Annotated in this window: 24 protein-coding genes; 13 read left to right on the top strand and 11 right to left on the bottom strand. The window is 31.7% G+C overall.

All coding sequences use genetic code 11. The annotated features are described in order from the left end of the window. Window positions 1-99: 99 nt before the first annotated feature. Together KA856_RS02950 and KA856_RS02945 are read right to left on the bottom strand one after the other, a co-directional pair. Window positions 100-969, bottom strand: a complete 870-nt coding sequence (locus tag KA856_RS02950; protein WP_107385373.1) for a cation diffusion facilitator family transporter — start codon at window positions 967-969, stop codon at window positions 100-102. Between the two features lie 243 nt (window positions 970-1,212). Further along, window positions 1,213-1,593, bottom strand: coding sequence for a GtrA family protein (locus KA856_RS02945; protein WP_107386458.1), 381 nt, complete (start codon window positions 1,591-1,593; stop codon window positions 1,213-1,215). A gap of 260 nt (window positions 1,594-1,853) precedes the next feature. On the opposite strand from KA856_RS02945, the gene KA856_RS02940 reads away from it, so the two are divergent. Then, on the top strand, window positions 1,854-3,059 hold the full coding sequence (locus tag KA856_RS02940) for a putative multidrug effflux MFS transporter TcaB (RefSeq protein WP_107384804.1): 1,206 nt from the start codon (window positions 1,854-1,856) through the stop codon (window positions 3,057-3,059). 278 nt (window positions 3,060-3,337) lie between these two features. Here the strand turns inward: KA856_RS02940 and KA856_RS02935 are convergent, their stop codons facing one another. Then, a complete protein-coding gene (locus KA856_RS02935) occupies window positions 3,338-3,802 on the bottom strand; it encodes a GyrI-like domain-containing protein (RefSeq protein WP_245336590.1) in 465 nt (154 codons plus the stop codon). Between the two features lie 162 nt (window positions 3,803-3,964). Between KA856_RS02935 and KA856_RS02930 the strand changes: the two genes are divergently transcribed. Then, window positions 3,965-4,576, top strand: a complete 612-nt coding sequence (locus KA856_RS02930; RefSeq protein ID WP_107384802.1) for a C39 family peptidase — start codon at window positions 3,965-3,967, stop codon at window positions 4,574-4,576. Here the strand turns inward: KA856_RS02930 and KA856_RS02925 are convergent, their stop codons facing one another. Further along, window positions 4,577-5,389 (bottom strand): metallophosphoesterase, encoded by an 813-nt coding sequence (locus KA856_RS02925; protein WP_107384801.1) that lies wholly within the window; start codon window positions 5,387-5,389, stop codon window positions 4,577-4,579. A gap of 229 nt (window positions 5,390-5,618) precedes the next feature. On the opposite strand from KA856_RS02925, the gene yidC reads away from it, so the two are divergent. Together yidC and KA856_RS02915 are read left to right on the top strand one after the other, a co-directional pair. Then, window positions 5,619-6,437, top strand: a complete 819-nt coding sequence (gene yidC / locus KA856_RS02920) for a membrane protein insertase YidC (RefSeq protein ID WP_107384800.1) — start codon at window positions 5,619-5,621, stop codon at window positions 6,435-6,437. A 120-nt stretch (window positions 6,438-6,557) separates the two neighbouring features. Beyond that, window positions 6,558-7,058: a GNAT family N-acetyltransferase gene (locus KA856_RS02915; protein ID WP_107384799.1), complete on the top strand. Its 501-nt coding sequence runs from the start codon at window positions 6,558-6,560 to the stop codon at window positions 7,056-7,058. Between the two features lie 110 nt (window positions 7,059-7,168). Here the strand turns inward: KA856_RS02915 and pcp are convergent, their stop codons facing one another. From pcp to KA856_RS02885, 6 genes are all read right to left on the bottom strand, one after another. Continuing rightward, on the bottom strand, window positions 7,169-7,810 hold the full coding sequence (pcp, locus tag KA856_RS02910) for a pyroglutamyl-peptidase I (RefSeq protein ID WP_107384798.1): 642 nt from the start codon (window positions 7,808-7,810) through the stop codon (window positions 7,169-7,171). A gap of 46 nt (window positions 7,811-7,856) precedes the next feature. After that, a complete protein-coding gene (locus KA856_RS02905; RefSeq protein WP_107384797.1) occupies window positions 7,857-8,783 on the bottom strand; it encodes a DUF979 domain-containing protein in 927 nt (308 codons plus the stop codon). Next, a complete protein-coding gene (locus KA856_RS02900; RefSeq protein WP_107384796.1) occupies window positions 8,776-9,480 on the bottom strand; it encodes a DUF969 domain-containing protein in 705 nt (234 codons plus the stop codon). The genes KA856_RS02905 and KA856_RS02900 overlap by 8 nt, the downstream gene beginning before the upstream one ends. A 306-nt stretch (window positions 9,481-9,786) precedes the next feature. Next, window positions 9,787-10,227, bottom strand: a complete 441-nt coding sequence (locus KA856_RS02895) for a DUF805 domain-containing protein (RefSeq protein WP_107384795.1) — start codon at window positions 10,225-10,227, stop codon at window positions 9,787-9,789. Between the two features lie 99 nt (window positions 10,228-10,326). Beyond that, entirely contained in the window at window positions 10,327-11,922 is a 1,596-nt protein-coding gene (locus KA856_RS02890) for a M20/M25/M40 family metallo-hydrolase (protein WP_181187366.1), read from the bottom strand. A 231-nt stretch (window positions 11,923-12,153) separates the two neighbouring features. Next, window positions 12,154-13,545 carry an MFS transporter gene (locus KA856_RS02885; RefSeq protein ID WP_107386345.1) on the bottom strand — a complete coding sequence of 464 codons (1,392 nt, stop codon included), beginning with the start codon at window positions 13,543-13,545 and terminating at the stop codon, window positions 12,154-12,156. Between the two features lie 349 nt (window positions 13,546-13,894). Between KA856_RS02885 and KA856_RS02880 the strand changes: the two genes are divergently transcribed. The 9 genes from KA856_RS02880 (at window position 13,895) to KA856_RS02840 (ending at window position 22,286) form a co-directional block, all read left to right on the top strand. Then, complete coding sequence (locus KA856_RS02880; protein WP_107384792.1) at window positions 13,895-15,652, top strand: sensor histidine kinase; 1,758 nt, start codon at window positions 13,895-13,897, stop codon at window positions 15,650-15,652. Further along, window positions 15,649-16,413, top strand: a complete 765-nt coding sequence (locus KA856_RS02875; RefSeq protein WP_107384791.1) for a response regulator transcription factor LytR — start codon at window positions 15,649-15,651, stop codon at window positions 16,411-16,413. The genes KA856_RS02880 and KA856_RS02875 overlap by 4 nt, the downstream gene beginning before the upstream one ends. A gap of 120 nt (window positions 16,414-16,533) precedes the next feature. Beyond that, complete coding sequence (gene lrgA, locus KA856_RS02870; protein WP_107384790.1) at window positions 16,534-16,977, top strand: antiholin-like murein hydrolase modulator LrgA; 444 nt, start codon at window positions 16,534-16,536, stop codon at window positions 16,975-16,977. Continuing rightward, complete coding sequence (lrgB, locus tag KA856_RS02865; protein WP_107384789.1) at window positions 16,974-17,675, top strand: antiholin-like protein LrgB; 702 nt, start codon at window positions 16,974-16,976, stop codon at window positions 17,673-17,675. The genes lrgA and lrgB overlap by 4 nt, the downstream gene beginning before the upstream one ends. A 321-nt stretch (window positions 17,676-17,996) precedes the next feature. Next, complete coding sequence (locus tag KA856_RS02860; RefSeq protein ID WP_107384788.1) at window positions 17,997-18,509, top strand: DUF4242 domain-containing protein; 513 nt, start codon at window positions 17,997-17,999, stop codon at window positions 18,507-18,509. Between the two features lie 242 nt (window positions 18,510-18,751). Beyond that, window positions 18,752-19,492 carry an ABC transporter ATP-binding protein gene (locus tag KA856_RS02855; RefSeq protein ID WP_107384082.1) on the top strand — a complete coding sequence of 247 codons (741 nt, stop codon included), beginning with the start codon at window positions 18,752-18,754 and terminating at the stop codon, window positions 19,490-19,492. 13 nt (window positions 19,493-19,505) lie between these two features. Next, window positions 19,506-20,465, top strand: a complete 960-nt coding sequence (locus tag KA856_RS02850; protein WP_107384083.1) for an ABC transporter substrate-binding protein — start codon at window positions 19,506-19,508, stop codon at window positions 20,463-20,465. Between the two features lie 5 nt (window positions 20,466-20,470). Next, complete coding sequence (locus KA856_RS02845) at window positions 20,471-21,232, top strand: ABC transporter permease (RefSeq protein ID WP_107384084.1); 762 nt, start codon at window positions 20,471-20,473, stop codon at window positions 21,230-21,232. Between the two features lie 13 nt (window positions 21,233-21,245). Further along, window positions 21,246-22,286 (top strand): acyl-CoA dehydrogenase family protein, encoded by a 1,041-nt coding sequence (locus KA856_RS02840; protein WP_107384085.1) that lies wholly within the window; start codon window positions 21,246-21,248, stop codon window positions 22,284-22,286. A 225-nt stretch (window positions 22,287-22,511) separates the two neighbouring features. On the opposite strand, the gene KA856_RS02835 is transcribed toward KA856_RS02840, so the two are convergent. After that, window positions 22,512-23,273 carry an alpha/beta hydrolase gene (locus KA856_RS02835; RefSeq protein ID WP_107384086.1) on the bottom strand — a complete coding sequence of 254 codons (762 nt, stop codon included), beginning with the start codon at window positions 23,271-23,273 and terminating at the stop codon, window positions 22,512-22,514. Window positions 23,274-23,288 lie beyond the last annotated feature (15 nt).

Genomic DNA, 23,288 nt, shown 5'->3' with positions numbered 1-23,288 from the left:
TAAATACCTTAATTCAAGTTATCATTTGATAGTTTATTAGTTTAATATAAATAAAAACCATGATAATAATCACAATCATATACTTTCTCGACATCGCATTTATTGTATTGACTGTGGTTCAGGATGTACATAAACTGAAGAAATGCCTTTGCTGTGCATATGTTGTTCTACTTTGTCGCAGATGTGATGTGCTTCTTCCAAAGATAAATCTGATTTTACTACAATCGTTACATCTACAAAAACACTACTTCCGTGGTAACGACCTTTAATATTTTGTACTTCGATTACATCTTCAATTTCTAACACATAATTTTTATAAGCTTCTAATTCTTGCTCATTAAAACCGTCACTTAATGTAAAAATTGATTCTTTAAAGATACCAAAACCAGTATATATAATGAGTAAGCCTAATATAATGGCTAATATCGTATCAATTACTGGAAATCCAAATTGTGTAAAAATTAAACCAATTGCAGTACCTAAACTCACTAACGCATCTGACAAATTATCTTTAGCTGCGGAGTTCAATGAACTACTTTTCGTACGATTAGCAATGCTTTGATTAATATAAAATACAACTAGCATAATCAAACCACTGATGACACTGACATAAATATTTATAATATTAGGGGTATGATGTTCATTTGTGAATAATTCAGGAACATTCTCTATAATGACTTGAATACCAACAAACATTATAATGAATGACACGAGTAATGATGAAATATTTTCAGATTTCAAATGTCCATATGGATGGTTTTGATCTGCAGGTTTAATAGAAATTTTCAAACCAATAATTACTGCCAAAGAAACAATAATATCCGTCATATTATTTAAACTATCTGCTTTTACAGCTGCAGAATTATATAAATACCCTACGATAAATTTAGTCACCGATAATATGATGTAGACGATTAAACTTAAAAAAGCACCTTTTTGCGCTGTTTCCAATTTTTCTTTTTGACTCATCTTACTTTCCACCTTCAGTATGATTGAATACTTATTATGACTCATCACAAACATATTTACAACGATTTTTATTCAAAAATTATTTAATATAAATAAACTAATTATTTTTTTAGCCAATCCTAATATTAATTATAAAATTGAGCAAAAATAAGAGACCAAGTTTGAATCAAATCATATTTTTGATTCTGAAACTTGCTCTCATAAAATAAATATATTTAAAATGTGGGTTTATTAAAAATTTTACTAATCTCTTAGGATATATTTAGAAAGGACAAATGTTATAGGTATTGTAATGATAAGCCCTGCAAAAGGTGCTATCACAGTTGATATACCAAACCATTGTACAAAAATATACAATAATAACGTTTGCATGCCCATATTGACAACTTGAGTTAATGGAAACTTTAAGAATTTACGCCAAGTTGGTGTCACTTTATAAACAAAGTAACAATTTAAATAGTAAGAAATGACAAAACTAATGATAAATCCACTGATATGACTAACTAAATAATTCACTTCTAATAACTTCAATAAACAAAGATAGACAATGTAATAATTTAAAGTATTCATACCGCCTACAATCACAAATTTAATCACTTCATAGTGTGTTTTAGTTAAATTCATTTTTTACTCCTTAGTAAAATCCCATATAATTTTATATGATTACTATCAAAAAACATATAATTAATGCGCTATATCTAGTATAATACTTTATCATATATATGTATGTTTTGTATTATATAAATAATTAAAAGTAGCTAAATTTAATTGCTCTATTTTTCTAAAATACATGGTAATTAACATATTAGTTTCATTTGTAATTACAAAACGAGATAACATGTTTATAATTAAACATTAGAGAGAATTTTAAAGGAGTTTCACACATGGACAAGATTTCAAACCGCCAACTACCAACTATGGTCATTATTGTGTTGGGTATCATGACTACATTTGGCCCTTTAACCATAGATATGTATGTGCCATCATTACCCAATGTGCAACATGACTTTAATACATCTGTATCTGAATCACAGCTTACTTTATCGTTTGCAATGATTGGTCTTGCTATTGGTCAATTTATTTTCGGTCCTTTGTCAGACGCATATGGACGCAAAAAAGTGGCATTATTTATCATTTCAATCTATGCACTAGCTTCTTTACTGGCGGTTTTCACTGCTTCCATGAGTATATTACTCACTTTGCGTCTAGTTCAAGGTTTAACTGGCGGAGGTGCTATAGTAATTGCTAAAGCTACTATGGGAGATCAACATGAAGGTAAAGCGTTAGCTAAAGGACTAGCATCTTTACTCGTAATCAACGGAATCATTACCATTATTGCACCAATCATAGGCGGCTATGCATTAACGATATCTAATTGGAAAGCAATATTTGTAATTTTGACAATCGTAAGTGTTATTATTTTATTTTTATCAATCCGCTATTTAGAAGAAACGCATACACCAAATCGAGCTAAACTCAATTTTAAAGTTATTTTTAAAGATTTTGCTCATTTATTAAAAAGACCTGCATTTATTATTCCAATGATTTTACAAGGTTTAACTTACGTAATGCTATTTAGTTTCTCATCTGCGGCACCGTTCATTACGCAAAAAATTTATGACATGACACCTCAACAATTTAGTTATTTGTTTGCCTTTAACGGTATTGGTCTTATTATTATGAGTCAACTTACAGCCAAACTTGTCGCATATATGAATAGATACTTTTTGCTAATTATTTTAACAATCATTCAATTAATGGGCGTTGTGCTAATTATTGTGACATTAATGCTTCATTTACCATTATGGGTATTAGTTATCGCATTCTTTTTAAATGTATGCCCTGTAACTGGTATCGGACCATTAAGTTTTGCATTAGCGATGGAATCTCGTACTGGCGGTAGTGGCAATGCCTCAAGTTTACTAGGTCTATTTCAATTTATACTTGGTGGTATCATGTCACCATTAGTGGGATTACAAGGTGAATACAGCATCTTACCATATACAATTATTTTGATTATTACTGCTGTACTAATCATTGTGTTAGAAATCGTGTTAAAGTCTATTCTTATAAATAAGCGAATAACATGAATCACTGTTAAAAAATACAATTCATACCGTTATCAATACTAACAAATGAATAAGTAGTGTATGAACTTGAATTCTCCCCTAATATAGAAGCCTCTAAATGCGTGTCCAAGCATACATTTAGAGGTTTCTTTATCTTAGGTTGCTTCAGCTTATCGATTTATAAAATTCTATAAACGCAAAAAACGTCCATTCCTATTTGAATTGTTATAGAGATGGACGTTTATGCATTACTAGCGATATTTTTTATATTTTAGTTTTAAAATTTATTCTTTACTATTTTATTGGGAACCAAATTTCAGTGATATAGTCGTTTGAATGTAGTTCACCTGGTTTATATAATTCAAAAAAAGAGCACTCCGCAATTCATAATCTAAAGTATGTAAGATATTTCTATGAATAGTTTGCATTGCTTGTTTAATCGATTCCGGAACAGGGCCTTTAGCATCAAATACTAAATATCTACCCTCTACTAAATCAACTTGTTCCCACTCACTTTGCTGTTCATCACTTGTCACACCTATTAAATAATGCATTTCACCATTTTCTTTAGGTAAACAAACACCTAATAACCCCTCTAGATATTGATTGCTTTGTGATATCAAGCGATCTTTGTAGCCCATTGCTTCAAATTCCATCCAAAACTTAAAAATATTTTCTTGTGCTTTTTGTCCAGTTGCATATTTCTTTTTTACCCCTACAACTGGTACTGGTCTTTCAGATAATGTTTCTATTCTATAATCCATGTTTTCAACCCCTTTCGCACATTATAACCAATTTCATAAAATTATATCTAATATTAACTATAATTCAAGCATCTTTGTAGGTACTTAAACTGATATAGATATATAATAAACGTATTAATTAATGTTAATCTTTCTTACTAATTGATACAGGAGTCTCTACCTATGAACAAAAAAATATTATCCGTTAAACCAATCAGTCAATTATTTCCGATTCCCATGATTATGGGATGCGAAGGCATTGCAAGTGCAATGATATTACAATTCAATAATCACAATATACCAGCAACACATATCATGAAACACTGGCCTAAACATGCGAATAATCCATACAAAGGCTATGTAGGTCATCACTTATGGGTGAAATGGGGTCACCATCAAACAATTTTCCCTACTGCCTTAGTACCTTATTTACAAACGTATGATAAACGTATTGTTAATAGTACTGGAAAATCACTAAATGCATTATGTGACATCATTGATAAAGACCAACCTGTCATCATTTATCACACTGTTTTAGGACAAAAACCTTTTAGCAAAACATTTAAAATTGATAATACACATCATCAACTAGTATCAAATATTCATGTTACAGTGCTTATTGGTTATGATGACAAGCATTATTATTATATCGATCCATTATGGTCTAATTTAGGAAAATCAATTGTTCTACCTGCTGTTTTTCCAAATAAATATCAAATTATAAAAATTAAAAAACAGAAATTAGAAAACAGTTATAATGCACCTGGGCGCATGAGTATTCATTTTCAAGAGTGATTAATTAATTTCTATTTTATGTAACGCATGGTTAATTTCCTGTTCTATATATGGTGTACGCCACTCTCGTTGATAACCTAGACACGGACAAATATATGTCACTCCATTTTCTTCAAAAGCATTTCGAAAATGAACATGCCCCATAATACTATATTTAATATCATATCGCGTATAAATTTCATCAAAATCTGAAGTACCTATAAATGCATTAAAATAATCAAATATTCTATGTGGCATTGGTACCGCAAATTTACGATGTGTCACGATATGTGTCATTAATATAATTTTTTTGTCTTTTACTTTTTCAATATCTTTCATCGCCTGTTTGGCAGCTATCATTGACAATTTTTTGTCTTCAATCTCCCAATCTATTTTCACTTTATCTTGCCATGTTGCACCATAATACTTCCTGCGCGCAATGCGTTCTAAAGAGAATTTAGAATGCGCATAAGTATAGTCATACCAGCCTGTATTACCTACAATCGCCCACTCATCATTAATGACATACGGTTCATCAATTAAGCAATTATCCATTTCGATATAAGTATCTAAAATCTCAGAAGAAGTCGCGTCAGTATCCATTGACCAAAAGTCATGATTTCCTGGTATAAAGAGTACTTTTATCTTTGTTTGCATCTCGATTTCCTTCACAAATGATTGCGTTAATTTATAATGATTTGAAACGTCACCGGCAATAAGTAATAATTCAATTTTTTGTTGCTTAATAACTGCAACTAGTGCTTGCTCATAATCTTTAGGCGTCAGCTTATTATGTCTATCGATATGTAAATCTGAAATCATGCCTATTAACATATTTATCACTTTCCTCTTCTCTTTTAACAATTTCATTATGACATAACTTCAATTTATTCATTAAATGTTCAGCTTGTATTCATTTAAATATCACTCAATAAATGATTTGTCTTAATGCATGTATACGCTTCATATAAATGTTTTTTAAAACAAATTAAATAATATTTAAACATTGTATGCAATATGTTAAAGTTACATTGTTCACAATTCGAGCAGGAGGAAATAATACATGAATAAAAAATGGATTGTTTTAATATTTCTACCTTTAATTTTAACTGCTTGTGATTATTCAAAACAAGAGGATAGAAATGGCTTATTTTATTATATATTTGTAAAACCTATTGATATGTTTTTGCATGGTTTAGGACAGTTATTTGGTAATAATTATGGCTTAGCAATCATCACGATTGTACTGACGATTCGCCTTATTTTGATGCCGTTTATGTTAATACAAGTTAAAAACATGCATCTGATGAGAGAAAAAACAAAAATAGTACAACCACAAATTGATAATATAAAACAACGCGTAAGTGATGCACAAACACAGGAAGAAAAGCGTGAAGCTAATAAGGCTTTGATGACTATTTATAAACGTTATGATATTAATCCAATTAATAGTGTTATCGGTTGTTTACCAATTTTAATACAATTGCCTATATTATTTGGTTTAATCGTGACACTTAAATTTCCTAGCAGTGGTGGAATAGATCAATTCCCCCATTTTTTATGGTTCAATTTAACAAAACCAGATCTATGGATATCATTAATTGCAGCTGTTATTTATTTCATACAACCTCTTGTAAATGCAATGCATTACCCTAAAAATCAGCGCAAAACATATTATATAATGATGATATTGTCACCTATTTTTATAACTTACATATCCTTACATTCTGCAGCAGCACTTGGTTTATATTGGACATTTAGTGGGTTATTTTTAATTTTACAAATGCATTTTGCCCATTCATATTACTCTAAACAAGCAAAACAAGAAGCTTTAAAATTAGAGCATTCTCTCGATAAAGCTAACACTGAACTAAACAATTAGTCATGTCGTTATATTGAATTTTGTAAAACTTTCATTTACCTGATTTGAATTCAAAAATTTCTTTTACGCATAATTAGATGCTATAATATTTACAATTTGATAAACAAAGGGGGAAGATGTATGGAATTTACGATAAGAACATTAACTGAAGCAGATAAATACGGTAAAGCACTTGTCCATTATGAAAGTTGGTTAGAAACTTATGATCATTTATCAAAAAATAATTACTTAGAAAACCTAGACAAAGTGCAGTTTATCAGGAAGTCTTATTTACACGATGTTCCAACATTAGTTGCGCTTGTTGAAAACGAAGTAGTAGGTTTCATATCTTATGGTAAAACAGAATCCTCATCTTCTTCTGACGACTGGAGCGAAATATTCGCACTTTATTTACTGGAAGATTATCAGCGTCATATGATTGGTTATGCACTTACACAGCGCGCTTTGGAATTATCTTATCCTGATAATGTAACCCTATGGGTAGTCGAAGAAAATAAAAATGCAATCCATTTTTATGAACAAATTGGATTTAAAATGAGCAATGATAAACAAGCTACTTATTTCGGAAAAACTTATTATGAAGTTCGTATGAATTATTCAAGAAATGAGCATGATTATTAAAAAATCAATGAAACATAAGCACAGTTTTATGCGCTAAAAAAGCAGTGATACCAGCTATCATCATAGCATGTCACTGCTTTTTCATTTCAATGCACTATTCTATAAGTAACTTAATGTGTTTCACCTAAAGCAATTTTGATGTCCTCATCTGATTCTATAATCGCTTTGAGCGCAGCTTCCAAACCTTCTGCAATAGTTTGAATAGACATAGATGGTTTTTCAGGTTTATCTGTTACTTGTTGCGGAATAAAAGGCACATGTATAAAACCAAATTTAATGTTTGGAAATTGTGTTGCTTGTAAAAATCCAAGTTGATACAAAATATGATTACATACAAAGGTACCTGCTGTATTAGACAACCTCGCTGGTACACCTGCAGACTTAATTGCTTCTGTCATGCGTTTAACTGGTAAGTTTGAAAAATAAGCTGCATCACCTGATGATTGAATAACTTCATCTATCGGCTGATTACCCTCATTATCAGGTATACGTGCATCATCAATATTTATGCCTACACGTTCTGGCGTCAATTCAAATCTTCCACCAGCTTGTCCAATTGCTAATACAACATCATACTGTTCTTGTTTTAATTTATTAACTATAGTTTCTTTGCTTTTATTAAAAACTGTAGGTATTTCTAACTTCACAATCTGATGTGATTCAATTTCATTCGGCAATAATTTAACGGCTTCCAGTGCTGGATTAATCTTCTCTCCACCAAAAGGATCAAATCCTGTTACTAAAATTTTCATCATTAACATCCCCTTTTCATTTTATTTAAGACATACTTTTTATGCTTTAAAACGCCCAAACATACATTAATCCTATATGTACCAAAATTAATATAAGTGCAATTGGCGCTTGGGCTTTGATCACGCCGAATTCTCTTTTCATTTCTAATAACGCAACTGGTAAAGTATTAAAATTAGCTGCCATAGGTGTCAATAACGTACCACAAAATCCACCAGTCATAGCAAGCGCACCAGCTATAACAGGGTCCCCACCTTGAGCGATAACAAATGGGATACCGATACTCGCCGTGATAACTGTAAATGCAGCAAATGCATTACCCATTAACATTGTAAAAAGTACCATGCCAATGACATATGCAGCTGCACCTATAAGATGATTGCCCTCTGGTAAAAAAGAAGATATGCCTTTCGAAATGACGTCACCCACACCACTTACTGTAAAAAGTACACCTAGCGCAGCAAGAAATTGTGGCAATATACCAACTGTTCCAATTTGTTGTGTTAGACGGTCGCTATCGTAAAGTATATATTTACCATTTGGCTTAATGACGATATATGCGGCAAGTAAGCCTAATATCGAAGAAACACCTAAACCTATTGCCCCACCTAGTGGCGTCCAGTTAGAAACGATAATCGCCGCTACAGCTAAAACAATAGCTGGTATAAATAATTTATTCCCATATTTTTGTGAACCATCATTACCTTGCTCTTCGTTAACATCTATAATATTTTTAATAACCACTTGTTTACAAAGTGTCAGTATACCCATAACTATGATAAATATACCGTTGATAACATTGGGGATATATGGACCCGCAATAAATAAAATGGCTAATAAAATCCAAAATAAAGCTGTACCATATTTTTTGCTATTTGTTGATGCTTTTAACACGCGATATGCGGTATAAAGTAATTGTAAACCAATTAATATGTAAAATAGTTCTAAAATTTGATTTAATGTTTGCTCACTCATGTCTATCCACCTGCTTTTTACCGTATTTCCGATCTAAATATTTATCAAATCTGATATTATTTATCCACACAATGAAAAAGACAATAACAGCTATAGGTAATGACGCTAATACAAGATCAATGGCATTCACCTTAATATCTAAAGATTGAAACGTACCAACCATTAGCAATACACCTGCTGCCCCTACAAACAAATTTTGACCGAAGAAATTACCATAATTTTCCATCGCAGAAGTCTGCGCTTTAATCTTTTCGATATCTTTTTCGTCTACTTCATGTTCTTGCAAATTATAACGTGTTCTTAACGCACCCTGTACCATTGGATTAATCAATGGACGCACAAACTGTGGATGTCCGCCAATACGTATTGAAGCAACACCTGCTAACTCTCTAATGAATAAATATATGGTCATTAATCGCCCACTCGTAACTTTATTCACCTTACCAATCATATTCGAGGCTTGCTTTTTCAAACCAAATCGCTCAATTAACCCCACCATAGGTAATGTTAAAATAAAAAGTGTTACTAAACGATTATCGACAAAAGCTTTTCCTAATGTTTCAAGAATAACGTACAAATTCAAACCTGATACAAGTCCTGTCACTACAGCAGCGATTAAAATCACAGCAATCGTATCAATCTTGAATAAAAAGCCAAGTACTATAATTAAAATTCCAATCAATTTCAACCATTCCATGTTATCTCCTCCTTTCTTCTTTTATATTAAAGGTTTACTTTTTTTAATACAATGAATTTTCAGATAATATTTTTTGTAATTTTCTAAAATAAACAAAAAAAGTCTGAAACATCTAAAAATGTTTCAGACTATCAATGATATCGGCTTATAATCAATAAAAAACAAGTTTTATATTGATTTAATTTTATTAAAACAAGCGTATTCAACCTCAACTTATTTCTCCACTATCACATTAAACTTTTGGATACTACCATAAATTATACATATAAATATTTATTTCTCATTTGTTCATCCGAATTTAAAATGCTATAACCATTTTAAGTTAGCATCCGCTTCACTACGAGAAGGTAGTAATGTTTCAATAATTAGTATAATCGTACAAATCCATGCAATTACATTCAGTATAATAGCGATACTATTGATTTGAATCATATCAAATGAAATGTTTACAATAATGGACACAGCAATAAGAATAATGGCAGAAGTTCTTCTTCTTCCTGCATCATAAAACCGTCGCAAAGTTACAGCAAACATTGGTATAATCATCGCCAACACAAAAATCCCAACCAATACTGACAAAATTGTAGCAACAATAAAAGCACCTGAAATAAAAGCAATAACACCAATAATAGCTACTATAAATATACTAACAATATGAATCAGTACTGGTGTCCAGAACTCTAATCTATTAGATTTACTTTGAAAATCTATATATTTTTTCCAAAATTCTTTGTACGCCTCTATCATATTTGACACTCCATTTTTTCAATTAAGGTTATTTTAACATTTATAATTCATAATAGCGTAATAACTCACCCTCTAACAAGTAGTAACTATTTATCTACTTTAAATATATGATTTAACAACTTTTTCTAGTACTACAGGCAATTCTATTAATGCGCTCTGCTTATGCAATCGCTCACTCAATTTATGTGCGTCTTTACCGATTGGCCCTATCAACAATGTAGGTGCACTGATGGTTTTTATTGACTTAAAAGGAATGACATAAGTTCGATTGTAATTAGGTGTATTTTGTTCATATATAGCCATCTGTTCCATATCCCCATCAAACTTTAGATAACTTGTATCACTGATACCATTAAAATAATGAACTTGTTCACTGCTACGTTGAAATTGCTCGTTTAATGTATGTTTCACTAATGATATAGTTGATGCTACGCGTTTGTCATATGAAGCATTGACAGCAGGATAATAAGGTGAGGCAAAAAATGTCACTACAGCAGGAGCAATATTTTTACATATTTGCATCAACTTATCGGCAATATGAATATTCTGCAAATGCAACTCTGGCGTTTCTTGTAATGTTTGATCTATAATATTAACTATTGTTTTCTCACCATATTTTTTGATGGCGTATTGCTTAAGTTGCTCATATGTCAAAACATTAATTTTTTTATCAAATTGGTAATCCTCTGCCTCTAATACAGACAACCAATCTGATTCACAACGATCAACAGCAGTGATGACTGTATTTATAAATTCTCTAAAAACATCTTTAGGCGTTTTATTGAATAAAAAGAAATTAAATAATCCTATAGTTTTAAATGGCGTTTGTACATCATATGTATCTTTAATATCTTTCATCATTAATGTAACAGGTACTGGAGTGGATTCATTTTCAAAATACTCTTTTAACTGTGTATTATACTCTACTGCTTGTGTAATATAGCTCATCATAAAGTTAGCACTCATCCCTTCAAGAGGTTGGCCAACATGTGTTTCTTTTCCATAACACAGTACTGCTGGCATGATTTTACCAATTGAGCCAGAGTATATATAATGTTTTTCATCCGATGCAGCTTGCTGAAAAGTAGGTTCACTATTCAAATGTAATTGTATATCCAAATCGTAAGTAGCATTTAATTCCGCTAATTTTTCTACTGCTTTTCTCATACCAGAAGAATTTACTTCCTCGTCTGGAACCGTAACTAAAATAAGATTAATATCCCATTGCTCAATCGATGCTAATTCAATTAAAGACATATGTAGCATGAGACCTGCTTTCATATCCATGATGCCTCGACCAAATAAATAGTCTCCACTGTGTAGGTCTTGCACTGCGCCTTCATCCAAATAGTTTTGATTTTCTAAAAAGTATTGTTCTAATTTGTCAGGATTACAAGCTAAATCATGAGCTAAACCAAATTCTGATATGCCAACTGTATCATAATGACTTACGAGTACAATGGTTTTACCTGATTGAGAACCATGATAAAAGGCTATTAGTGCTTCTTTATCATCATCCGTCAATATTTTTTGTATTTGCTTAGGGTTAGTCTTAAAATAATCAAGCTGTAATAACAGTTGCTTTACCAGATTCGGAAATGTTTTTTCTCCCTGTGTATTCGTAATTGTTTGGTGATTTACAAGTTGTTTTAGTAAAGCTAAACGGTTTTGTTCATTTTGCCATAAAGTTTGCATCAATCCAAACCTCCTTGTAAGCGTTTACTAAATTATAATATGATTTTCTAATGATAACCAATAATATCACTATATATTCCGTACTAACTTACTCATACTATTAGCGTTTATTCCTCTGGTTTATGACTTATAGACCAATTTAAAAATGCACCCTTCAATGCTAGAGATTTAACCTGGCATTAAGGATGCATTTCATTTTGTTATTAATTTCATAAATCTTATTACTATATACTAATTGTTGAATTGTTTTTTCGGAACTAATATCCATACAAATATAAATGCAATGATTGCTAGTGCAGCATTAAACCATAGTCCATACATGGCACCAACATGAATATTAGCGCTAGTAGACATAATAGAAAATATTGTACCTGAAATTGCTACTCCAAATGAGTTACCAAGTGAAGATGCCATTTTATATACGCCTGATGCGACACCTACCTTATCTTCCGGCGCAGTAGTAACAGCTGTATCTGTTGAAGGTGTTGCATACATACCTAAGCCTACACCATAAATTAAGTAACCTAACACACAACTGATAACATAAACAGTCGTTGGTAAAAATGTGAAAGAGATTAATAGAATACCTATCGCATTAAGTCCTGCACCAATAAGCATAGGTTTTTTAGGACCTACCTCCTGAAGAATCTTTTCTCCAACGCGAATCATGATTAAAACAGCTATTAAATAAGTAATGGTCATCATCCCTGATTGAAACGATGTGAAATGTAATCCTGATTGAAAATAAGTATTCGCAACAATAAGTGTCCCTGCTACAGCATTTAATAAAAAGTTTGAAACTGTAGCACCACTGTATGCTTTGTGTTTAAAAAGTTTAAAATCTATCAAAGGGTTTTTAACTTTGTTTTCAAATAATACAAATACAATAATTGAAATGATGAATATCACAATTAACATCAAAATAAGTGGCGAAAAGAAACCATAATTTGAAGATTGTGTAATGATTAAATTGACACTCAGCATTGCAACTATTAATATAATTAGCCCTACAAAATCAAATTTGGCACGCTTTGATGACTCAGTTTGAACTGCTTTTGTTTCTGGTGTGTGTTTTATTAAATACATAGACACTAAAGCTACCATTATCGAAATAATAAATATAGATCTCCATCCAACAAATGTAGCCATGATACCACCGAAGAATGAGCAAATGCCAGTACCACCCCATGAACCAATAGACCAATAACTTAACGCGCGTTGTCGCCTTCTTCCAATATAGTATTCATTTATAATTGCTAATGTTGAAGGCATGATACATGCCGCAGATAATCCCTGTATTGCTCTCCCAAGTACAAGTAAAGGGACAAATCCCGGGATGATAATAAGTAATGATCCGAGAACGCTTAAAGTCAAACCGATATAAGTCATTTTAACTCTACCGTACCGATCAGCAAGACCTCCTGAACCTACAACAAACAAACCACATAAAAGTGCGGTTAAACTTACAGCTACATTAATTGTTCCATAACTAGCTGAGAAAGATGATTCTAATGCAGGAACGATATTAACGAGCGATTGAGCAAACAACCAAAATGTTATTACGCTTAAAAAAATACCTAAAAGAAGTCTGTTATCTCCTTCAAATGGTTGTTCTGATTCCATATAATTTTGCCTCCTAAATCCCCGTGAAACAACTATAATCATTATCAATGATTTAACGCTTCAAGCTTCAAAACATTTCCTCTTGCCTTATAATAATGATTACATAGTAAATATGACTTTTTAAAATTCAAAATTTTTTTTTGAAAAAGTCAATAAGATAAAAATAACATTTACTTCAATTTATTGCTAAAAAACAGCACGCAAAGTGTATTAAGTGTCTTTTTTTGATTATTCCACAAAATATATTGACACCTTTTAAAATTTCTAATCCTTTCTAAAAGAATAATTAATGCATTATCAAATATATGTATTATACTAGATAGACAAATTATCTATAAAGGTGTATGAGATGTTAAATTTATTTATTTTATTACTAGAACGTGTAGGTCTTATTATTATTATCGCTTATATATTAATGAATATTAATCATTTTAAAACAATGATGAACCAAAGAGATAAACGAAGTTCGCAATGGCAACTCATCATTATCTTCGGATGTTTCTCTATGATTTCAAACTTTACAGGCATACAAATTAACGGTAATGAAGTCGTTAATGGCAGTGTCTATAATCATTTAGATCCTGAAGCTTCTCTCGCAAATACGCGCGTGCTTACTATCGGCGTTTCAGGTTTAATTGGAGGACCATTCGTTGCTATTTTTGTAGCAATGATTTCAGGCATTTACCGTGTTTATATTGGTGGTGCAGATGCTTATATCTATCTAATTTCATCTATATTTATCGCACTAGTATCAGGTTATTTTGGTTATAGAGCAATGCGTGCACGACAGTATCCTACTATTGTTAAAGGTACGATCATTGGCGGTACTACAGAAGTTATTCAAATGATTTGTATCTTAATTTTTTCTGATAATACAGAGCATGCTTGGTCTTTAGTTAAACTCATTGCTTTACCTATGATTTCAATCAACTCAATCGGAACTGCAATTTTTTTATCAATTATATTATCAACAATTAAGCAAGAAGAAGAAACACGCGCAATACAAACACATGATGTCCTACAACTAGCAAATGAAACATTACCATTTTTCCGGTCAGGATTAAATGAACATTCTGCCAAACAAGCAGCTACCATTATTTTAAATCTTATGCGTGTTTCGGCAGTAGCTATCACCAATCGAAAAGATATATTAACGCATGTGGGTGCGGCGAGTGATCATCATGTTGCGCAAAAACAAATCATTACTAATCTTTCTAAACAAGCAATTCAAGCAGGTACTTTAAAAGAAGCATATTCAAGGGAAGATATTGGTTGTAATCACCCTGAATGCCCACTCGAAGCAGCCATTGTCGTTCCACTAAGCGTTAAGAATGATGTTGTTGGAACTTTAAAACTATATTTTACAAATAAGCATGATGTTTCTCATTCCGATAAACAATTAGCTTCTGGTCTTGCAGAGATTTTTTCTAGTCAACTTGAATTAGGACAAGCTGAAACACAAAGTGCTTTGGTTAGAGATGCTGAAATCAAATCACTACAAGCACAAGTAAATCCACACTTCTTTTTCAATGCCATCAACACAATTTCTGCCTTAGTCAGAATTGATAGTGAAAAGGCGAGAAAATTACTGTTACAACTCAGTCAATTTTTCCGTTCAAATTTGCAAGGTGCACGGAATAATACCATTTCACTTGAGAAGGAATTACAACAAGTCGAGGCTTATTTATCACTTGAACAAGCACGTTATCCAGATCGTTTTGATGTTTCATTTAATATTGAAGACTCATGTTATGGTGCGCTTGTTCCACCATTTGCGATACAAATACTTATAGAAAATGCAATCAAACATGCCTTTAAAAATCGTAAATATAACAATCGTATTATCGTAACTGCTTATAAAACAGAAGATGGATTATATATATCAGTTGAAGATAATGGCTCAGGCATCCCGGATGATAAAATTAATAACATAGGCAAAACACGTGTTTATTCGGATTTAGGCACAGGTAGCGCATTAGAAAATTTAAACCACAGATTAGAAGGCTTGTTTGGCATTACGGCTAAAATGCATATTCATTCTAGCAAAGACGGTACTAACGTGAGTTATATAATTCCATTTTATATAAGAGAGGAAGATAAACATTGAGAGCAATTATTGTAGATGATGAACCTTTAGCGCGTAACGAACTACATTACTTATTAAATGAAATTCGTACCTTTGAGGTAATCAATGAAGCAGAAAATGTTTCAGAGACATTAGAACTCTTACTTTATGATCATTATGATGTAATCTTTTTAGATATTAATTTAATGGAAGAGAGTGGACTAGATTTAGCTAATAAAATTAATAAAATGCAAAACCCACCACATATTATATTTGCTACAGCGCATGATACTTTCGCTGTTAAAGCATTTGAACTAGATGCAACGGATTATATTTTAAAGCCATTCGAACAAAAACGTATTGCCCAAGCTATTCACAAAGTTGAAATTGCACTAGATCATGACAGTTACAAACAAGCAACTGAAGTGATTCAGCATCCAAATGACACACAAAAAGATAATGCACCAACATCACAAATGGTATTACCTATTGAAGTAGATGAGCGTATTCATATCATTAATTTAGAAGATATTATTGCTATTTCTGTCAATAACGGTATTACCACAATCAATACCTTACAAGAAAATTATCATACAACTGAGCCACTTAATCATTACGAGAAAAAAATTGCAAACCCTTTGTTTATGAGAATTCACCGTGCCACTCTTGTTAATAAAGTACACATACAAACAATTGAACATTGGTTTAACTATACCTACCAACTCACTATGACAAATGCATTAAAATTCCAAGTTAGTCGTTCATATATGAAAACATTCAAGCAAGATATGGGATTAATTTGAGTGTCACGTCGTAATTAATGCAACTCAGCATATACGTTTCGTAATTCACCTTTAAAACGACTATCAGTAACCGTTTTCATATTATAATTAACTCAAGATTAATTCGGGAGGAAATACAATATGGAAACAAACATAAAACAAGCTGAGAAACAGCCAAACCATTCAAAAACATATAACTTTTTTCATCAAGTACTAGTGTTGGCAATCATCATGCTTTTATCAAATATCATCGAAAGTTTTATGCCTATTCCTATGCCAGCATCAGTGATAGGTCTAGTCTTATTATTTATTGCATTATGTACAGGGATTGTTAAACTTGGGGAAGTTGAAAAAGTTGGTACGACGCTAACAAATAATATTGGTTTCTTATTTGTACCTGCAGGTATATCAGTTATTAATTCATTAGGCGTATTAAGTCAGAGTCCTATTCTGATTATATTACTAATTATCATTTCTACAATCTTGTTATTACTATGCACAGGATTTTTCTCACAAATGCTAATTACGAAATCATTTATACCTAAGAAAAGAAAACCTAATCAGTTAGCGGAGGAAAAATTATGATAGATCATTTGGGCATTAACACACCTTATTTCGGAATTTTATTATCAATTATACCTTTTATCATAGCGACGATTTTATTCAAGAAGACAAATGGCTTCTTTTTATTCACCCCATTATTTGTCAGCATGGTCTTTGGTATTGCTTTCCTAAAATTAACAGGCATAGACTATGCCAATTATAAAATCGGTGGCGACATTATCAATTTCTTTTTAGAACCTGCAACTATCTGTTTTGCAATTCCATTATATAAACGACGCGATGTACTTAAGAAATATTGGAAACAGATACTTGGTGGCATTGCTTTTGGAACAACAGCTGCGTTGGTATTTATCTATTTCATTGCAAATGCTTTCCAATTTTCAAATGAAATCATTGCATCTATGTTACCACAAGGTGCTACAACTGCCATTGCATTACCAGTATCAGCTGATATTGGTGGTATCAAAGAATTAACATCACTAGCAGTTATCTTAAATGGTGTCATTATCTATGCTTTAGGTTCCAAACTCATTAAGTTATTTAACATTACAAACCCTATTGCTCGTGGACTAGCACTTGGTACAAGTGGTCATTCATTAGGAGTGTCATCCGCACAAGAATTTGGTGAGACAGAAGCTTCAATGGCCTCTATTTCACTTGTAATCGTAGGTGTTATCGTAGTCGTTGTCGCACCAATTTTAGCAACAGTTTTACTATAATATCTAAGCTCAAAACTAAAAACGCTTGAAACATAAACAAGTCGAGCTAAATGTTAAACGTCAATTTCTATATTTATAATAGAAATTGACGTTTTTTTAGTTTTACAAAACTTAGTTACTCGTTCCCCCTACTATTTCACTTCAGTTGTGTCTAATACATTTAATGTACACACCCGTTCAAACTCATTGTAAAGTGTCCTATTCATAGAATAAAATTTTAAACAATTATCAGAAAATTAAAATAATATACTTTTATATCCTTGTATTTTGATAAGAATTATTGTATTATACATTTATTATTAACATTGGAGGTTCTATTAAATGACATTATATTTACTCGAAGCAAATAATCTTGATTTCGCAAAGTCTAAAAAAGACTTAGAAGATAAAGCAGCAAAACTTACTACAGGTGAAGTACCAACATTGATTGAAGTTCAAGCAACAGAAGACTTAACACACGGCTATTTTATTGTAGAAGCTAACAATGACACAGAAGCTAAACAATTTCTTGAAGATGCATCTATCAATATTAATTTAGTTAAAGAAGTTCGCTTAGTAGGTAAAGATTTAGAAGAAGTTAAAAAAGGCGATGCACATGTTGATTACCTAGTTACGTGGAATATCCCAGAAGGTATTACAATGGACCAATATTTAGCGCGTAAAAAGAAAAATTCTGTCCACTATGAAGAAGTACCTGAAGTTCAATTCCAACGTACTTATGTATGTGAAGATATGTCAAAATGTATCTGCTTATATGATGCACCTGATGAAGATGCCGTTCGTCGTGCAAGAAAAGCTGTAGATACACCTATTGACGATATTGAAAAATTATAACTAAATCTTTTCTTTATAATTAAAATTTATAATTGCGCAGATTTAGTTAGCAAAAGTTATTTATAAGTATCAATGAAAACAGTCATACAAATTTGAACTGACGATTTGATCAAACTTATAAATAACCTTAAGACTATTCAAGGAGCGGCAATATGAAATCAAATGATACATTTTAGATTTCTACCGCTCTTTTTTTTATCAAAAAAACTTACTAAATAGATAGGAATAATAGAGGTGTTGTCATGATTCGCATTAATCACATCCAACATCAATTTGGAGACCATCGTGTAATCGATGATTTCAATTTAAATATTGAAAAAGGCAAAATAATAACTTTTCTAGGTAAAAGTGGTTGTGGTAAATCTACCATGTTGAACATTATAGGCGGTTTTTTAACACCTTCATCAGGCACTGTTACAATTGAAGATCAATTAAAGCAAAATCCATCACCTGATTGTTTAATGATTTTTCAACATCATAATTTACTACCTTGGAAAAATATAAATGACAATATTCGTTTAGGATTAAATCATGAAATTAGTGATGATGAAATCAATAATTATTTAAAATATGTTGATTTAGATCATAAAGGGAAGACATTTCCTGAGCAATTATCTGGAGGAATGAAACAACGTGTGGCACTTTGTCGTGCCCAGGTACATCAACCAAAAGTCATATTGATGGATGAACCATTAGGCGCACTTGATGCTTTTACACGTTATAAATTACAAGATCAACTTGTACAACTCCAAAAACGTTCTACAGCTACGATAATTCTAGTTACGCATGACATCGATGAAGCCATTTATCTTTCTGACCACATTATCTTACTCGGAGATGGTTGTAATATTATAAGCCAATATTCAATTGAACAATCACATCCGAGAAATAGAAATGATAGTTATTTATTAACATTAAGAAATAACATTATGGAAAAATTCGCATTAAATCATCATCAAGCAGAACCCGAATATTACATATAAGGAGTTGTAACTATTGAAAAAAATAATCATCTTTCCAATAATTATAATCCTTATATTAAGTGCATGTAGTAATCAATCTGTTCAGAAGAATAATAACCATGGTCAAGATCAAAAGACATTAAAAATTGGTTATTTGCCAATTACACATTCTGCTAACTTAATGATGACTCAAAAAGTAAAAGCACAAGCCAAACATAATGGTTACAAATTAAAATTAATTAAGTTTAATAATTGGCCAGATCTTATGGATGCATTAAATAGCGGAAGGATTGATGGCGCATCAACTTTGATAGAATTAGCTATGAAATCCAAACAAAAAGGTGCTGATATTAAAGCAGTTGCGCTAGGACATCATGAAGGTAATGTCATTATGGGACAAAAAGGTGAAACAGTGAATGACTTTAGTAATGGGAGTCAATATCGTTTTGCTATCCCCCATCGTTATTCAACACATTACTTATTATTGGAAGAAATGAGAAAACAATTAAATTTAAATAATCAAACATTCAGTTATCATGAAATGGCTCCAGCAGAAATGCCAGCTGCACTTAATGAACATAGAATCTCTGGATATTCTGTGGCTGAACCTTTCGGCGCATTAGGAGAAAAGTTGGGCAGTGGAAAAACTTTAAAACATGGTAATGAAGTGATTCCCGATGCATACTGTTGTGCTTTAGTACTTAGAACTGACCTAATAAAAAATCAAAAACATGTTGCTCAAAGTTTTATCGCTGATTATAAAAAAGCTGGATATCAAATGGATGATAAATCAAAAAGCGTTGATATTATGTCTAAACACTTTAAACAAGACAAAAAAGTATTGACACAATCCGCAGAATGGACATCATATGGAGATTTATCTATTAAAAAAGATGGTTATCAAGAAATTACACATTTGGTCAACCAACATCAGTTATTTAAAACACCATCGTATAAATCATTCGTTGATCCAACACTATATAAGGAGGCATAGGCAGCATGTCAGTCAATTTAATTAAAAAGCAAACTTTACCTATACTAACATTCATACTTTTCTTATTTATTTGGCAATGCGTCATTTGGGTTGGGAATTATAAACCTATACTACTTCCAGGGCCGATCTTAGTAGCACAGAGTATTTGGCATTTTATTATTACCGGGGAAATATTCACACACTTGGGCATCAGTTTGTTTCGATTCTTCGTTGGATTTAGTATCGCAATTTTAATTGGTGTTCCGACAGGTTTTCTTTTAGGACGCAGTAGTTTATTGCACACTGCAATAGAACCATTATTTCAACTTATACGACCTATTTCACCTATTGCTTGGTCACCATTTGTCGTTTTATGGTTTGGCATTGGAAGTTTACCAGCAATGGCTATCATCTTTATCGCTGCTTTTTTCCCGATCGTATTTAGTACGATTAAAGGCGTTAGAAATGTTGAGCCTCAATACTTAAAAATAGCATCAAATATGAATTTAACTGGGTGGACATTGTACCGTAACATCTTATTCCCCGCTTCATTTAAACATATTATGGCTGGTATTCACATGGCAGTGGGAACAAGTTGGATTTTCTTAGTTTCAGGTGAAATGATTGGAGCCCAATCTGGTCTAGGATTTTTAATCGTAGATGCACGCAATATGTTAAATTTAGAAGATGTATTATCAGCTATTTTCTTTATTGGACTCTTTGGATTTATTATAGATAGAATTATTAGTTATTTAGAAAAATTAATTTTAATTAGATTTGGAGAATAAAGGAGTAATTTATATGACTTTACAAAAACGTATTGAAACAGAATTAGATCCCTATGTTATTGAAATTGACGAGGGAAGTTATTACCCAAGACCATTTATTCAAGGTTTATTTAAAGATGGCTATTTTTCTGAAAATGACTTAAAAAACAACTCAGAAGTTATTGAGGAAGTCTCAAAATCTTGTTTAACTACAGGCTTTTGTTTATGGTGCCAATTAGCTTTTTCAACATATTTACAAAACGCAAATCAACCACATTTAAATAAAACTTTACAAAAACAGTTGTTAAATGGAGAAATTTTAGGAGCAACAGGTTTATCTAACCCTATGAAATCTTTCAACGATTTGGAATCATTTAATTTATCACATCATTATAATGACAATACATTAATTATTAATGGTAAATTGCCTGCAATAAGTAATATTGCGTCCGATCATTATTTCGGAGCAATTTCTAAGGCAAATGATACAGATGAATTAGTCATGCTTATTGTAAAAGCCAACCAAGAAGGTATTACTTTAGATGAAAAATCAAATTTCTTAGGTGTCAATGGGTCAGCTACGTTTTCTATTGAAATGAATAACGTAGAGATTCCTGAATCACAAATTATAACAAAAGAAGCAAAAAGCTTTGCTTCTGCTATTCGACCACAATTTGTAGCTTTACAAATTCCTATAGCACTCGGCTCAATCAGAGATTCGTTAGATTTAATTCATAAATTTTCCGACGCACAAAATGGCATCAATAAATATTTAGAATTTGATATCAATGCATATGAACAACAATATAAACAACTTAAAAGCGCATTTTATCATATTATTGACAACAATCATCTGGACGATGATTTTGCCCAACTGATCAAAATTAAAAAAGAAGCTGGTTATCTATTATTAGAAGTAAACCAAGCTTCAATGGTCAACGGTGGTTCTAGAGCATACTCTCCACGTGCACCACAAGCACGTAAATTAAAAGAAGGATTCTTTTTTGCAGCACTTACACCTACATTGAGACATTTAGGAAAATTAGAGGAAGAATACCGCACTACAGCTCAGTAAACGTATATATAGAAAAATCAAAAAATCGAAGCAGCAGATTTATTATAGTTATCTATGCTTTTCAAAAACAAATGACTACATCAAAAATACGACAATATTACAAATTAATCACCTAGTACAGTACAAAAGGGCTAATCCCTATCAAGTGGATTAGCCCTTTTTATATTTAAACTGATTTCATCGTTCTGATTTTATTCATTATTTAAAGATGTTATTTACCATATACTATGCTTTAACTAACCAGTCCATAACACGTTTAATGGCAAAGTCCCAATAAGCATAATCATGCTCACCAGGTCCATCCTCAAAACAATATGAAATTTGCTTTTCATCTAGATATTTAATGAATTTTTTATTATCTTCATGTAGCGCATCTTCTGTACCACACATGATTAATAAATCTGGTATCTTTTTATCTTGTTGAATAGCCTGATCAACCAAATAATACGGATCCAGTTCATTATCTGTTGCGTTTTTAGAGACGCCTGCAATAGCTTCTCCGGAATAATCGTACCAATCATAATCCATAAACGCCTGAGCATCAAATACAGCCGATAAGGGACAAGCTTTAGCAAATCGATGTCCTTCAGCTAATGCAAACTTAATCGTTCCATAACCACCCATAGAATGACCTGCGATAAAATTATCTTCTCTCTTTTGTGACAGAGGTAAAATTTGATGCGCATAATCAAGTACTTCTAATACATAGTCATAATACTTATGACCAAAAACCATATTACTATAACCACTGTGATCTGCATTAGGCATAATAACTGCAAGTTGATGCTCATTCGCATAGCGCTCGATACTTGTATAACGCATATATGAAGTTTCATCACTGGATAATCCATGTAGTAATAAAAGCGTTTTTAATGGCTTAGGTTGCGTACTTTTTTTGAAATAACTTTCATCTTCTGGAAGAATCACCATAAAATGATGATGCATACCTATTGTTTTTGAATTATAATTAATCGATAATAATGCCAATGATTTCACGACCTT

Source organism: Staphylococcus sp. GDB9P120P (genome assembly GCF_017893435.1).
GTDB classification, from domain to species: Bacteria; Bacillota; Bacilli; order Staphylococcales; family Staphylococcaceae; genus Staphylococcus; species Staphylococcus cohnii.
The sequence above is the reverse complement of the archived record's forward strand: the minus strand, read 5'-3'. Positions and strand labels throughout refer to the sequence as shown.

Coding starts and splice junctions, on each gene's coding strand:
- KA856_RS02950 (WP_107385373.1), bottom strand. CDS start 969: ATGAGTCAAAAAGAAAAATTGGAAACAGCGCAAAAAGGTGCTTTTTTA.
- KA856_RS02945 (WP_107386458.1), bottom strand. CDS start 1,593: ATGAATTTAACTAAAACACACTATGAAGTGATTAAATTTGTGATTGTA.
- KA856_RS02940 (WP_107384804.1), top strand. CDS start 1,854: ATGGACAAGATTTCAAACCGCCAACTACCAACTATGGTCATTATTGTG.
- KA856_RS02935 (WP_245336590.1), bottom strand. CDS start 3,802: ATGGATTATAGAATAGAAACATTATCTGAAAGACCAGTACCAGTTGTA.
- KA856_RS02930 (WP_107384802.1), top strand. CDS start 3,965: ATGAACAAAAAAATATTATCCGTTAAACCAATCAGTCAATTATTTCCG.
- KA856_RS02925 (WP_107384801.1), bottom strand. CDS start 5,389: ATGTTAATAGGCATGATTTCAGATTTACATATCGATAGACATAATAAG.
- yidC (WP_107384800.1), top strand. CDS start 5,619: ATGAATAAAAAATGGATTGTTTTAATATTTCTACCTTTAATTTTAACT.
- KA856_RS02915 (WP_107384799.1), top strand. CDS start 6,558: ATGGAATTTACGATAAGAACATTAACTGAAGCAGATAAATACGGTAAA.
- pcp (WP_107384798.1), bottom strand. CDS start 7,810: ATGAAAATTTTAGTAACAGGATTTGATCCTTTTGGTGGAGAGAAGATT.
- KA856_RS02905 (WP_107384797.1), bottom strand. CDS start 8,783: ATGAGTGAGCAAACATTAAATCAAATTTTAGAACTATTTTACATATTA.
- KA856_RS02900 (WP_107384796.1), bottom strand. CDS start 9,480: ATGGAATGGTTGAAATTGATTGGAATTTTAATTATAGTACTTGGCTTT.
- KA856_RS02895 (WP_107384795.1), bottom strand. CDS start 10,227: ATGATAGAGGCGTACAAAGAATTTTGGAAAAAATATATAGATTTTCAA.
- KA856_RS02890 (WP_181187366.1), bottom strand. CDS start 11,922: ATGCAAACTTTATGGCAAAATGAACAAAACCGTTTAGCTTTACTAAAA.
- KA856_RS02885 (WP_107386345.1), bottom strand. CDS start 13,545: ATGGAATCAGAACAACCATTTGAAGGAGATAACAGACTTCTTTTAGGT.
- KA856_RS02880 (WP_107384792.1), top strand. CDS start 13,895: ATGTTAAATTTATTTATTTTATTACTAGAACGTGTAGGTCTTATTATT.
- lrgA (WP_107384790.1), top strand. CDS start 16,534: ATGGAAACAAACATAAAACAAGCTGAGAAACAGCCAAACCATTCAAAA.
- lrgB (WP_107384789.1), top strand. CDS start 16,974: ATGATAGATCATTTGGGCATTAACACACCTTATTTCGGAATTTTATTA.
- KA856_RS02860 (WP_107384788.1), top strand. CDS start 17,997: ATGACATTATATTTACTCGAAGCAAATAATCTTGATTTCGCAAAGTCT.
- KA856_RS02855 (WP_107384082.1), top strand. CDS start 18,752: ATGATTCGCATTAATCACATCCAACATCAATTTGGAGACCATCGTGTA.
- KA856_RS02845 (WP_107384084.1), top strand. CDS start 20,471: ATGTCAGTCAATTTAATTAAAAAGCAAACTTTACCTATACTAACATTC.
- KA856_RS02840 (WP_107384085.1), top strand. CDS start 21,246: ATGACTTTACAAAAACGTATTGAAACAGAATTAGATCCCTATGTTATT.